Genomic DNA, 12,843 nt, shown 5'->3' with positions numbered 1-12,843 from the left:
CGGAGAGGGTGGGATTCGAACCCACGGAACCTTTCGGTTCATTCGATTTCAAGTCGAACGCGATCGACCACTCTGCCACCTCTCCAGGCACTTGGATGATTTTAGCCTAGTTCGGCTCAAATGCGATCGTCAAATCTCAATCAAATGCTGCTTCCATATCAACCTGAAAAATATAGTCGGGATCGTACACGATCGCGTCCGGATGTCGAATCACAGAAAAGCCGAAATTACTAATAATGTCCGTGGTGAAAGTTGCGATCGCCAGCTCGGTTAATTTCTTGTCTGAAATCTCTGGCAGTTGCACAAAATAATCTCGACGCGCGAAGAACAGATTTTCATCCCTCGGCACAATGATTTGATTTAGTCGATGGGTTTGTTGAATCGGTTTCAGGTAGAGCGCAATAAATTCTTCTTGATTGCGTTGCAGTCGATACAGGCGTTCATGCTGGAGCCAACTCATCCGAAATAGAAGTTTGATCAGTTCAAAACCGAGAATGTAATTGTAGATATGATTGCGTTCCTCGGTGCTAGCGACAACTCGCAATGCCGATTCGAGAATTAAGTCTGGTTTAATTCTCGAATCTTGAGCGGAATGGATATAGAACTGACGAATGTAGTTTCTGAGAGCCGTTTCGGTGAGTTCGGTTTTAATCTGAAATCGGTCTAAGTTGAGTGTGACTTTCTGACGAATTTCTTCATTTTCGACGAGTTTAGAAATTAGTCCATTCGCGGTGTATTCGTCTAAAAATTCGGCTCTGACTTCTGGAGTGGCAGCACACAGTAAGTGACAGAGCGATAAAACGTAGCGGCGATGATTCCAAGGTAAGCTTTCCGCCCAGGATTTCGCTTCGGGTGGCAGTTTTTGTAGGATATTCTCGATCGAGTCCGGGTGTAGAGGATGGGTCATGATCGGGGAATAAACACACTCGCTTAGTGTGCCCATTGGAACTACAAAGAAAAAAGCAGCGATCGTCGATCGCTGCTTGAGAGGTGTATGCAATTGCTAAAGCGTCGCTTTTCTGCTTCAGAGAGGTTAATTTGCGCTTAGATGGAGAGTTCCAAGGCGCTTTGACTTGCTTCTTTCGTTTCGGATGCTTTCATTGTAAAAAGGCGGAATTTGCATAACCTCGCCCAGTTGATTCACCCAATTGGAGGAGATTTAGCATCGAAACAACGATCGTCTAAACGTCATAAATGCGACATTCAGCCGCATCCGGATTCTCATCGCAGTAGACGTTAAGCGTACTTTTCACATCCGATCGACGATGGGCAATCTCAGCTTGAACTTCTTCGACCGCATCCCAAGCGGTGGCACATTCACCGGACATCATGCCGTTTTCGCCACAGGCTGAATGAGCTTGATTAACCAATTCGTCAAGGCGTTGTTCGATCGTGATCCCTTCTTTTGCTTGAGTCATAACCTTATCCCTTGGTGTAGTGAAGATTGGGTTGATATCTTCAGTGTGCCTCCGGATTTTTTGATTTGAAAAACTCTTGCCTTTAATTTAAGGATTCTCAGGAATCTGGCTGAGTTTAGAATTATCTTGTGATCGCGATCGAGCAATTTGCTGCTGATGATTCTGAATCGCATCATAGATCGCATTCTGCCGCCGCGCCTGATCGCGACTGATGCTATGAAAATTATTTCCCAGTCCAGGAGCATCCCATTGATTGGTGCGGGGGTTGATATACGAGTAAGTCCGCGCTTGTAGAACCGCTTCGGAACCGCGTAATCCTTGGGCATAAGCTTCTCTTAATCGATCGACATATCCGCCTCGCTCTAATGCTGCAAGGGGAGCCTGATTTGCTAGATCGATTCCGTTTAATTGTTCTTCTAATCCGAGCCGCAGTCCGACAGAACGCGCCGATTGTTCGATCATGTTGTACTGTCCGCGTAATCGGCTGAGTTGACGACGATCGGCTTCATCTGGCGAACCTGCCCCATGCTGATAAGAAAAGCTGCCCATATTCCAGACCCCATTTCCCGGATCGGTGTGTCCATAGTACGCCCAAGTTTTGTTGCCATCCGGTGTGCGAGTTCCTTCAGCACTTCCAACTGCTCTAGCAACGAGAGAATTGGAACCGCCGTCGAATAGTTCATCGGGAGCCATAGCGACTAAGCGATCGTCATTCTCAACGGGTCGAAACACTGGCTGAACCGGAGTAACTGCAACCGGATCATTTTCAGGAACTTGGAACGTGATCGCGGGTTTATTAGTTGCTTTTTGTGCGATCGGTGCAGGTTGAGCCTTAGATAGCTTCGGTGCAGATTGAGAGGCTTTTGGGTTGAAATTGAGTAATCCTTGAGCTTGCGTTGATCTTGCTCCAGATAACGTGAGAACAATCACGCTCATCATCAGGGAAACAATCTTTTTCATCGTGGCTTTAGGGTGCGTTGCAAGAGGCTTTTATCAGGTTCGACGAGTGCCCAACTGTTGTCGGCTTGTTTGAGCAAAGTCGCAAATTGCAGCATTTGTCCAGTCGCAATTTTGTCTCCCTCGCTCAATGCTCCAAGCTTGGGTTTTTCGAGTCCACAGAGGCGAAATAGATAAGCGGGCGTATCTGCACCAGAAAAGTACACACAGCCGCGTTTATCAATGTACGTATTCCCATCGGATGGAGCATAAACGGATTTGCCGTTCAGCGCGATCGAAATATCTCCGAGTCCTCCGATCACTTTTGCTCCAGCAATGTCGTCTCCGGGTTTGAGTTGCCAACTTTGGTAAAGTTTGGGTTCTGGAATGGTGTTCTCAGCGGGTTTTGCCGCAGAACAACCGGACATCAGGAGTAGAACCCCTGCGAACTTAGCGAATCCAGAAGCGGTAGCCCTGGTATTGATTGCCTTCATACGAAACAACGAGATAGGTTTGGGAGGTGGCTTTCTCTAGGGCATCAGAGGCAACTCGGTACACTTCGCGATCGGTCGGTGCTCCCGTTCGCACAGAGATCGAGGGTAGGACACAGTACGGCTCTTTAAGCAGTTTGCGAATGGCTTCTTTTGAGTTTCCGGTGTCAATCTGAATCAGTCGGGCGAGGTCGTCTTTGGAAGTCGATTGTTGCGATCGCACCGCTCCCTGACATTCCAAAGCTGCTTCCTTACTTCCAAACGAGGGTAGTCCCATTGCTTGAAAAAAGATTCCGAGCGCTAAAATTCCTGCAACTCCCGCGAGTAACTGATTGGAGTTGAGTTTTTCGATCATAGTTTTCCTCCAACGAACAATCCCAATGTCACCAGTAACAATCGGTAGATTCCAATCCGATTGGCTTGAGGAATAAACAGTGCTGCATAAGCTGCAAGTAATGCGGGAACGAACATCAACAGAATTACCGGAAATTTCAGAATCGGGAGCAAGGTCACAAGATAGCTCAAACCGACTCGCAATCCTGCTGCGGCGAACACCCAAAGAGCAGCATCGATCGCAATTCCAGAATTCTGATCGGGGAGTTTTAACAATCGCTGTATGACGCGCTGCATGGATTTACGGCGACGAGTCCGACCGACCGGAATCTGTGTTGTGGGGCGGAAGGTGGGAATCGAGGGCTGAGGCGGTCTAACGGGCGGTTGTGCGGGACGTTCAAGCGGCAATTGCACATTCGAGGAAGTCGATCGCGTTCCGTCCTGTTCCTGCATTTTCTCGACGGTGGCTTTGAGATCGTCGATCGCTGCCCAAGTTGCGTTTAATTGCTCGTTAAATTGAATCAGAACAGCTTCAATTGAGGGGGTTGCTTCCCAAGTGAGTTTGACGCGGGTGGAAGCGGATTGATTTGGCGTTTTATTCGTTGCTTGCCGTTTTGCGGTGGGGGGTTTTTCAGTTTTCGTTGTGCGGCGTTTTTTGGTGGGGGGCGCTTCGGTGGTAGACTCGTCACTCGTTGGGATCGATTCACTGGTGCGCGTTGGATCAGCGATCGACTTTGTGGTCTGCCGTTTGACGGTCGGTTGGGTTTGCATGATCCGGGTGGATTGGCTTTCTGTTTTCACTTCTGTCATCGCGGCTCCTTAGGGCAAGTGAATCTCTAGTACGATAGTACTATAAATAGTATTAATGTGCTAACGGCTAGAAGTCAAGCGTATTGATTAAATTCATTTTCAGAGAATTCGCTTTACCATAAAACGTGCGCTTTTTTGATAGTAAGTACAAAAATTAAAAATTTCGTTGCTTAAACTGAAGAAAAGCGACGGAGGTCGGTCATGAGCTTAAAAACGCAAGTTGAAATTTTTCCGCTTGAATCGATTAAAGGCGGCATGGCAGAGTTTTACACACCGCAATCGAGCCATGAAACAATGTTGGTGAATATTCCCGCAGGCACGATCGATGATTTATTTGTTCACCGGACGCAAACCGATCAATTACTTGTGGTGCGGGGCAGTTTCATTTTAGTTGTGTTGCAAAATCGTAAGTATCAATACATTCCGTTAAGCGAATTGCAACCGTAAGTGGTGAAAATTCCGCCCGGAGTGCCCCACGGTGCAATCAATCTCAGCGGTTCGCCTTGTGTTTTGGTCAATGCAGTTCTGCGGCATAGTGCTCCTATGGATCGAGACTATCGCCCACTGCGCCGACTAATCCCGTACGATATGAGTAAGGCGCTTCAACTTCAAAAGCTTTATCATTCAAGCCTTGCTTAGTAAACTGTTTTTTGTTCTGACTATGCCACTGATAATTGGCATATCACCGTTCACTTGTGTTCCATGCCCCTCACGATTCTCGTTGCTGAAGATGATTTAGGAACCCGCTTGTCGATCAGTGACTATCTAGAATGTTCGGGTTATTCTGTGGTTTCGGCTGAAAATGGCAAAGATGCGATCGCACTCCTCGAAACGTATCAGCCTCATTTGCTCGTGACCGATGTTTCGATGCCGTTAATGGATGGTTACGAATTGGTTCGTCAAGTCCGGCGAAAACCTGCATTGCGATTGTTGCCGATCGTGTTTCTAACTGGACGCACGGATACGGACGATCGCGTTCGTGGCTATCAGCTTGGCTGTGATGTTTATTTAGCGAAACCGTTTGAATTGCCGGAATTGGGGGCGATTGTGCGGAACTTGCTCGATCGTAGTCAAATGATCGGCGCGAGTTGGCGATCGAGACAAGAGTTTGAAACTTCAGAGGCAGAACGGGAAAGACCGAGTTCTGATCTGAAGATTACATTTACCGATCGCGAAAAAGAAGTATTAGCGCTCTTGAGTGATGGACTGTCAAATATTCAAATTGGCGATCGACTTCATCTGAGTTCGCGCACCGTGGAGAAGCATGTGAGTAGTTTGCTGCGGAAAACTGAGACGAGCAATCGGGCTGAATTAGTGCGGTTTGCGATGCACCATCATTTGGTGCTGTAGATCGTTTGAAGAATTTGAAATTTCCAACGTTGGAAAATCTGAATTCTCTACACTAGAAACAGCGTGTATTGCCGAAAATTGGAATGATGTTACCGCCCGGATTGCGATCGCCTGCTCTTGTTCAAACTCTGTCGCTTGTGGCTGACCCGATCTCGTTTTTCGATCGGGCTGCGGCGCAATATGGAGATACCTTCACGACACGAGTGCTGGGGCTAAAATCCCCCCCAGTGGTATTTCTCAGTAATCCAGATGCGATTCAAGCGGTGTTTACGACGCTGGCTGATGCGTTTGAGTTTGGCAAAGTGACTCATGTGTTTCGTCCCTTGGTCGGTAATCAATCGCTGATTATGCAGGAAGGAGCGCGACATCAGAGACAGCGACAGTTATTGATGCCTGCACTGCATCGCGAACAGTTGCACAGTCAAGGGCATTTGATTTGTCAGTTGACGCAGAAACGAATGATTGATTGGAAAGTCGGAGATGCGATCGCAGTTCGTGCAGAAATGTCAGAAATTTCGCTGCAAGTGATTCTCCAAGTGGTGTTTGGGTTAGTTCCGGGTGTGAGATACGAGCGATTAAAGCAATTGTTAGCGGAATTGTTAGAAGCAATTACTTCGCCGCTGTATTCAACGCAATTCTTTTTCCCGATGCTTCAGCAAAATTTGGGGCGTTGGAGTCCTTGGGGACAGTTTTTAGAGCAGATGGCACAGATCGATGCGTTGATCTATGCGGAAATTAGCGATCGACGTTCTCAATCGTTGCAGAATCGAACGGATATTCTCTCGGTGCTGATGATGGCGCGAGACGAACAAGGCGAATCAATGAGCGATCAGGAATTACATGATCAATTGATGACGCTGTTGTTGCTCGGACATGAAACGACCGCATCGGGGCTGACTTGGGCGTTTTATTGGTTGCATCGGCATCCGGAATCGCTCGATCGCTTACGGCAAGAATTGGATCAGTTGGGTGAGAATCCCGATCCGGTGGCATTGTCGCAGGCTCCGTATTTGACGGCGGTATGTAAGGAAGCGTTGCGGGTTTATCCGATCGCGTTGATTTCTCAACCGCGTAAGGTGAAAAGAACGATCGAGATTGAGGGCTTTACGTATGAGCCGGGAACGATTTTGATTCCGTGTATTTATCTGGCGCATCGACGGGCGAAAACGTATGAGCAGGCGGATTGTTTTAATCCCGATCGCTTTTTAGAGCGAAAGTTTTCGGCTTATGAATATTTGCCGTTTGGGGGTGGCAGTCGGAGTTGTGTCGGCATGGCGTTGTCGTTGTTTGAAATGAAGTTGGTTTTGGCAACGGTGCTGTCTTGGTATGAATTTGAAACGAATCTCGATCGATCGGTGCGTCCTGCCCGTCGAGGAATTACGTTTGTGCCGCCGGATGTGTTTCGGTTGAGGGTGGTAGGCGATCGGGCAATCATTCCTGAGCTAATTCATAATTCGTAATGAACTGGGCGAAAATTGCTTCACTTCATTACAAATTACAAAGGGTAGATCACTCCGTGATTTAAGATCGGCTAATGATTGCCGATGTTTGGGACGATTGTTATGCCTGCGATTCAGCTTCAGTCACAGCTTGATTCTCAAGAACTCTACCAATTTCTTCTCAGGTGTAAACAATCTATCTCTCAATCAATCGATTACTGTATCGCCAGCATTTCAATCCCTGTTGAAGCGATCGATCTTCTAGCCGTTCTAGAAGCATTGGTCAAACCGAATCAAACACATTTCTATTTTGAAAACGATCAAGCGGTTTTAGCATTTGATACGGCATTAGAATTTCAGGCTGAAGGTCGCGATCGCTTTGTCGATCTCAAACAATCGATTGAAACCGCACTCGCTAAAACTCATCACCTTGGACGCGATACTGACTTCTCTGGAGCGCATTTTTTTTGCAACTTTGCTTTTTTCGATCGCACAACCGATTCGCAATTTCCCGCTGCTCGTGCCTTTCTTCCATCGTGGCAAATTTCTCGAATTGAGAATCGATCGACGATCGTCGCAAACTTAAAAATCTTAAATGACACCGATCTAAAAACCGCAGTAAACGAGACTTTAAGAACAGTTCAGAAAATTCGATCGATTAAACACAATGTGATTCGCTTAGCAATCGATTCCCCAAAACCTTTTTTCAAACAGCAATCCGTTTCACATTCCGGTCATTATCAAAAATCTGTCACCGCAGCATTAAAACTCATTCAACAGCAGCATTTTAATAAAATCGTTTTAGCGGATGCGTTAGATGTCACCTCACCGTTACCGTTTAATCTCGTTTCATCATTGAGCAATCTACGATCGCGCTATCCCAACTGTTATGTTTTCTCTGCGAGTAATGGCAAAAATGCGACCTTTATCGGTGCGAGTCCAGAAAGACTTGTCAAAATCCAACACGATCGCTTATTCACCGAAGCCTTAGCGGGATCAGTTCCCCGTGGCAAAACCCGCTCCGAAGATGCTCGACTTGCAGCAACTTTGCTCAACGGTCAGAAAGAAAAACACGAACATCAAGTCGTCGTGGATTCGATCGCTCAACACTTAAGAAATCTGAACTTAACGCCGCAGTTTTCACCGCCCAGACTGCTACAACTTCCAAATATTCAGCACTTACAAACTCCCATTCGAGCCACAATCAAATCGAATTTACATCTACTCGATGCGGTTGCAGAACTTCATCCGACTCCTGCGGTTGCGGGTGCCCCAAAATTGATCGCCTGTGAACATCTGCGATCGTTTGAAGCGTTTGAGCGATCGTGGTATGCGGCTCCGATTGGGTGGATCGACGCTCAAGGGAACGGCGAATTTGCGGTAGGAATACGATCGGCAATTCTGCAAGGAAATCGTGCTCGACTCTTCGCAGGCGCGGGAATTGTGTCAGGATCAGATCCAGAGAAGGAATTCGCTGAAGTTCAACTCAAACTGAAAGCTTTACTGAATGCCATCGTATGAACACTTTTTTGAGCAAAATTCCACCTTTGGAGAACGGCGATCGTTTATCTCGTCCAGAGTTTGAGCGTCGATATACTGCCTCACCTCACATTAAAAAAGCTGAATTGATCGAAGGAGTGGTTTACGTGGCAGCAGCGTTACGCTTTGAATCTCATGCGGAACCTCATAGTAATCTGAATGCGGTGTTATCGATTTACAAAGCATTTACGCCTGGAGTTCGGCTCGGTGATAATCCGACAGTTCGCTTAGATTTAGACAACGAACCACAGCCAGATCTCGTGTTGTTTCTTGAGCAAAATCGGGGTGGGCGCGTGATAATTGATAGTGATGATTATTTGACGGGCGCTCCTGAGCTAGTGATTGAAGTTGCCGCGAGTAGCGTTGCGATCGATACAGGAACAAAAAAACGAGTCTACCGCCGTAATGGTGTGCAGGAATATATTATCTGGCAATCTTATGAGCGTCGTTTAGATTGGTTTCAACTTGTAGAGGGCGAATATCAAACTCTATCACTGGATGAAACGGGCATCATTCGATCGCAAGTTTTTCCAGGATTGTGGCTAAATGTCGCTGCTATCCTAAACGGCGACATGATTGCAGTTTTAGAAACCGTTCAGGCAGGAATTCAATCTCCTGAACATCAAATGTTTGTTCAATCGCTGCAATGAATTTAGATTTTCGCAATGTGAATACGCTTTGGGCTTCGGTGCTGGTTGAGACATTAGCACGATCGGGATTGAGAACGGCGATCGTGTGTCCCGGTTCTCGATCGACTCCGTTGACGGTTGCCTTTGCGCGTCATCCTCAGATCGAAGCGATTCCCGTTTTAGATGAGCGATCAGCTTCCTTTTTTGCGCTCGGAATTGCCCGAAGAACTCATAATCCTGTGGTTTTAGTTTGCACGTCTGGATCAGCGGGCGCAAATTTTTTTCCTGCCGTGGTGGAAGCGCGTGAGAGTCGAGTGTCGTTGTTAATTCTGACCGCAGATCGTCCACCGGAACTGAGAAATTGCAATGCGGGACAAGCGATCGATCAACAAAAACTATTCGGCTCGTATGTGAATTTCTACAGTGAAATTGCGATTCCTTCAACGGAATTATCAATGCTGCGATATTTGCGCCAGACAATGATGAACGCAATGCAGCAGACACAATATCCGATTCCAGGAGTTGTGCATTTGAATCTTCCCTTTCGGGAGCCGTTAGCTCCGATCGAACAATCGGGAATGCCCGATCAGTTGCCGGACGATTTCTTTGAGCATTTCGGTGTATCCGGTTGGGCGATTGATCAACAGCTTGCCGTGAGTCGATTATTCTCCTCATTTGAGGATCGTCGAGGAGTCATCATTGCAGGAGTTGCACAGCCGAAAGATCCGAAACGATATTGTGAAGCGATCGCGCAATTATCTCGATCGCTCTCTTTACCCGTTCTAGCGGAAGCCCTTTCTCCTCTGCGAAATTATGCCAGTCTCAATCCTTATTTGATTTCAACCTATGACACGATTTTAAGAAACAAAGAGCTTGCTAAGAAACTTGCGCCGGAGATTGTTTTGCGAATCGGAGAAATGCCGACCAGTAAAGAAGTTCGCTTGTGGTTGGATGCGACTCAACCGCTGCAATTTGTGATCGATCCAAGCGATCGCAGTCTTGATCCGATTCATGGCAAAACCGTGCATATTCCGATCGCAGTTGAATCGATCGATTCATTTCTCACACTGCTGCCGTCTGACTTTCTCAAAGATTGGCTCAATGCAGAATCGAATATGCGACAGACGATCGATCAAGCTTTTATCCAAGAAACCGCATTGTTTGAAGGCAAAACGGCTTGGATATTGTCGCAATTCCTGCCGCCTGAAACGCCGCTATTCATCTCTAGCAGTATGCCTGTGCGCGATGCCGAGTATTTCTGGAAACCGAATGATTTGAACATTCGACCGTTTTTTAATCGCGGTGCAAATGGAATTGATGGCACACTTTCAACCGCTTTAGGAATCGCGCATCATCAGAAAGCGGTGATGTTGACCGGAGATTTAGCGCTGTTACATGACACGAATGGATTCTTGATTCGATCGCATTTTCAAGGACATCTCACCATCGTTCTGATTAATAACAACGGTGGCGGAATTTTTGGTATGTTACCGATCGCGCCTTTCGATCCGCCGTTTGAAGAATTCTTCGCCACTCCGCAAAACATTGATTTTGCCAAACTTTGTCAAACATACGAGGTCAAACATGAAATCATCGAAACTTGGGAGCAATTACGCAATCGCATTCACTTACTTCCCGATCAGGGCATCCGAGTGCTGGAATTGAAGACCGATCGCATCTCAGATGCCAACTGGCGAAAAACGAACTTAAAACACTTTGCAAATTCACTATGACAACAGACTGGACGAGCGTTAAAGACTACGAAGATATTCTTTATCACAAAGCCGATGGCATCGCTAAAATCACGATCAATCGTCCCCACAAGCGGAATGCCTTTCGCCCGAAAACGATCGTAGAACTCTATGATGCGTTCGCAAATGCGCGGGAAGATAGCCGCATCGGAGTTGTGCTATTCACAGGTGCCGGACCTCATACCGATGGAAAATATGCGTTCTGCTCTGGAGGCGATCAAAGTGTTCGGGGTCACGCTGGATACGTCGATGAAGCAGGCGTTCCTAGATTAAATGTATTGGATTTGCAGCGATTCATCCGATCAATGCCGAAAGCGATTATTGCGCTGGTGGCGGGATATGCGATCGGGGGTGGTCATGTCTTGCATTTACTGTGTGATTTGACGATCGCGGCGGATAATGCAATTTTTGGACAAACCGGACCGAAAGTCGGCAGCTTCGATGGTGGATTTGGTGCGAGTTATATGGCGCGGATTGTGGGACAAAAGAAAGCGCGTGAGATTTGGTATCTCTGCCGTCAGTACAACGCTCAGGAAGCCTTAGAGATGGGACTGGTGAATACCGTTGTGCCCGTGGATCAACTCGAAGCAGAAGGCATTCAGTGGGCGCAAGAAATTTTAGAGAAAAGCCCGATCGCGATTCGCTGTCTCAAAGCGGCATTGAATGCTGATTGTGATGGACAGGTTGGACTACAGGAACTCGCTGGAAATGCCACGATGCTGTATTACATGACCGAGGAAGGGTCTGAGGGCAAACAGGCATTTTTGGAAAAACGCAAGCCTGATTTTCGCAAATATCCCTGGTTGCCGTGATCGTTCACTTCGATTGTTTCGTGTCCTGAATCGCGTCCTCGGTTCTCCGATACGGATTCGTCTTCGGTTGCCAATTCGGAACCGCATTCACCAACCATTGATCGATCGAGCTTCGCACCTGAAAACTATACCGCCCAATCTCAGGCGGCAAAACCTGATCGCCAAATCCAATAAACACAATACTGGTCAAAAACAAAAATCCAACCGGAATTTTAGAGCGCATAGAAGCTAAGACTTGCAGGAAACTATCATGGTCTACAGTTAGTTAGCCCATCTCTTCTCATGCGTCATCTTTATCCTGCGATCGAACCCTACCAATCTGGAATGCTCCCCGTCTCCGATTTGCACACGATCTACTATGAGCAAAGCGGCAATCCAAACGGTCAGCCTGTTGTCTTTCTGCATGGTGGACCCGGTGGCGGTACGATTACAACCTACCGACAGTATTTCGATCCTGAAAAATGGCGGATTATTCTCTTCGATCAGCGCGGAGCCGGGAAAAGTACACCCCATGCTGAACTTAGAGAGAACACAACCTGGGATTTAGTGAGTGATACTGAGAAATTACGATCGCATCTCCAAATCGATCGCTGGGTCGTCTTCGGAGGGAGTTGGGGCAGCACTTTATCGCTCTCGTATAGTCAAACCCATCCCGATCGCTGTTTAGGACTCGTTCTGCGCGGCATCTTCCTATTACGACGCAAAGAAATTCTCTGGTTTTATCAAGAAGGAGCAAGCTGGATTTTCCCGGATGCTTGGGAGCAGTATTTAGCACCGATTCCCGTTGAAGAACGCGATGATTTAGTGTCAGCTTACTATCGAAGATTGACCAGTGACGATGCGGAAATAAGAGCGATCGCTGCAAAAGCTTGGTCAGTTTGGGAAGGCAGTACTAGCCGATTAATCGTCGATCCAGATTTGCAAAGCAAGTTTTCCCAAGATGAATTCGCGGATGCGTTTGCACGAATTGAGTGTCACTACTTTATGAATCGGGGCTTTTTTGAAACCGATGATCAACTGTTGAGAAACTGCGATCGCATTCGGCACATTCCAACGGTAATTGTTCAGGGGCGATACGATGTCGTTTGTCCGATGACTTCGGCTTGGGACTTGCATAAAGCACTTCCTGATGCGGAATTCATTATCGTTCCGGATGCGGGGCACTCGATGATGGAAACGGGAATTCTCACTGCCTTGATCGATGCTACCGATAGATTTGCAACGCTCAGCTATTACAAATAATCGGGGTAACGGATTGTAACCCTCGATTGTCTCCAATCGATCGTCCTATAAGTATAAGTAGATTAAATGATGGTGATTTATTAGGAATCGCGT

The 12,843-nt window shown here is 47.1% G+C and carries 15 protein-coding genes and 1 tRNA gene; 8 read left to right on the top strand and 8 right to left on the bottom strand.

What is annotated here, in order from left to right; all coding sequences use genetic code 11:
• From NIES2104_RS22185 to NIES2104_RS22155, 7 genes are all read right to left on the bottom strand, one after another.
• Window positions 1–85, bottom strand: a tRNA-Ser gene (locus tag NIES2104_RS22185).
• Window positions 86–136: 51 nt separating this feature from the next.
• Entirely contained in the window at window positions 137–907 is a 771-nt protein-coding gene (locus tag NIES2104_RS22180) for a hypothetical protein (RefSeq protein WP_059002011.1), read from the bottom strand.
• A 274-nt stretch (window positions 908–1,181) separates the two neighbouring features.
• Window positions 1,182–1,418 carry a Calvin cycle protein CP12 gene (locus tag NIES2104_RS22175; RefSeq protein ID WP_059000414.1) on the bottom strand — a complete coding sequence of 79 codons (237 nt, stop codon included), beginning with the start codon at window positions 1,416–1,418 and terminating at the stop codon, window positions 1,182–1,184.
• An 87-nt stretch (window positions 1,419–1,505) separates the two neighbouring features.
• Window positions 1,506–2,378 carry a hypothetical protein gene (locus NIES2104_RS22170; protein ID WP_059000411.1) on the bottom strand — a complete coding sequence of 291 codons (873 nt, stop codon included), beginning with the start codon at window positions 2,376–2,378 and terminating at the stop codon, window positions 1,506–1,508.
• Window positions 2,375–2,782 carry a hypothetical protein gene (locus NIES2104_RS22165; protein WP_225895272.1) on the bottom strand — a complete coding sequence of 136 codons (408 nt, stop codon included), beginning with the start codon at window positions 2,780–2,782 and terminating at the stop codon, window positions 2,375–2,377. The genes NIES2104_RS22170 and NIES2104_RS22165 overlap by 4 nt, the downstream gene beginning before the upstream one ends.
• A gap of 22 nt (window positions 2,783–2,804) precedes the next feature.
• Window positions 2,805–3,200: a hypothetical protein gene (locus tag NIES2104_RS22160; RefSeq protein WP_059000403.1), complete on the bottom strand. Its 396-nt coding sequence runs from the start codon at window positions 3,198–3,200 to the stop codon at window positions 2,805–2,807.
• Window positions 3,197–3,988, bottom strand: coding sequence for a hypothetical protein (locus NIES2104_RS22155; RefSeq protein ID WP_059000401.1), 792 nt, complete (start codon window positions 3,986–3,988; stop codon window positions 3,197–3,199). The genes NIES2104_RS22160 and NIES2104_RS22155 overlap by 4 nt, the downstream gene beginning before the upstream one ends.
• Window positions 3,989–4,189: 201 nt before the next feature.
• On the opposite strand from NIES2104_RS22155, the gene NIES2104_RS33560 reads away from it, so the two are divergent.
• The 7 genes from NIES2104_RS33560 to menB all read left to right on the top strand — a co-directional run bounded on the left by NIES2104_RS33560 (window position 4,190) and on the right by menB (window position 11,508).
• The gene (locus NIES2104_RS33560; protein ID WP_263971013.1) at window positions 4,190–4,435 is read left to right on the top strand and encodes a hypothetical protein; all 246 of its coding nucleotides are present in this window, start codon (window positions 4,190–4,192) and stop codon (window positions 4,433–4,435) included.
• 255 nt (window positions 4,436–4,690) lie between these two features.
• The gene (locus NIES2104_RS22145; RefSeq protein WP_059000399.1) at window positions 4,691–5,338 is read left to right on the top strand and encodes a response regulator transcription factor; all 648 of its coding nucleotides are present in this window, start codon (window positions 4,691–4,693) and stop codon (window positions 5,336–5,338) included.
• A gap of 83 nt (window positions 5,339–5,421) precedes the next feature.
• Complete coding sequence (locus NIES2104_RS22140) at window positions 5,422–6,798, top strand: cytochrome P450 (RefSeq protein ID WP_192843616.1); 1,377 nt, start codon at window positions 5,422–5,424, stop codon at window positions 6,796–6,798.
• Window positions 6,799–6,882: 84 nt separating this feature from the next.
• Complete coding sequence (locus tag NIES2104_RS22135; protein WP_202815104.1) at window positions 6,883–8,298, top strand: isochorismate synthase MenF; 1,416 nt, start codon at window positions 6,883–6,885, stop codon at window positions 8,296–8,298.
• Entirely contained in the window at window positions 8,295–8,966 is a 672-nt protein-coding gene (locus tag NIES2104_RS22130; protein ID WP_059000396.1) for a Uma2 family endonuclease, read from the top strand. Before NIES2104_RS22135 ends, NIES2104_RS22130 begins: the two co-directional genes overlap by 4 nt.
• Window positions 8,963–10,678, top strand: coding sequence for a 2-succinyl-5-enolpyruvyl-6-hydroxy-3-cyclohexene-1-carboxylic-acid synthase (menD, locus tag NIES2104_RS22125; RefSeq protein WP_059000394.1), 1,716 nt, complete (start codon window positions 8,963–8,965; stop codon window positions 10,676–10,678). Before NIES2104_RS22130 ends, menD begins: the two co-directional genes overlap by 4 nt.
• A complete protein-coding gene (gene menB / locus NIES2104_RS22120) occupies window positions 10,675–11,508 on the top strand; it encodes a 1,4-dihydroxy-2-naphthoyl-CoA synthase (RefSeq protein WP_059000393.1) in 834 nt (277 codons plus the stop codon). Before menD ends, menB begins: the two co-directional genes overlap by 4 nt.
• A 4-nt stretch (window positions 11,509–11,512) precedes the next feature.
• On the opposite strand, the gene NIES2104_RS22115 is transcribed toward menB, so the two are convergent.
• Window positions 11,513–11,731, bottom strand: a complete 219-nt coding sequence (locus NIES2104_RS22115; protein WP_059000391.1) for a hypothetical protein — start codon at window positions 11,729–11,731, stop codon at window positions 11,513–11,515.
• 59 nt (window positions 11,732–11,790) lie between these two features.
• Between NIES2104_RS22115 and pip the strand changes: the two genes are divergently transcribed.
• Window positions 11,791–12,750 (top strand): prolyl aminopeptidase, encoded by a 960-nt coding sequence (gene pip, locus NIES2104_RS22110; RefSeq protein WP_059000390.1) that lies wholly within the window; start codon window positions 11,791–11,793, stop codon window positions 12,748–12,750.
• Window positions 12,751–12,843: the final 93 nt, after the last annotated feature.

The organism is Leptolyngbya sp. NIES-2104 (genome assembly GCF_001485215.1).
Classification (GTDB): Bacteria; Cyanobacteriota; Cyanobacteriia; order Leptolyngbyales; family Leptolyngbyaceae; genus Leptolyngbya.
The sequence above is the reverse complement of the archived record's forward strand: the minus strand, read 5'-3'. Positions and strand labels throughout refer to the sequence as shown.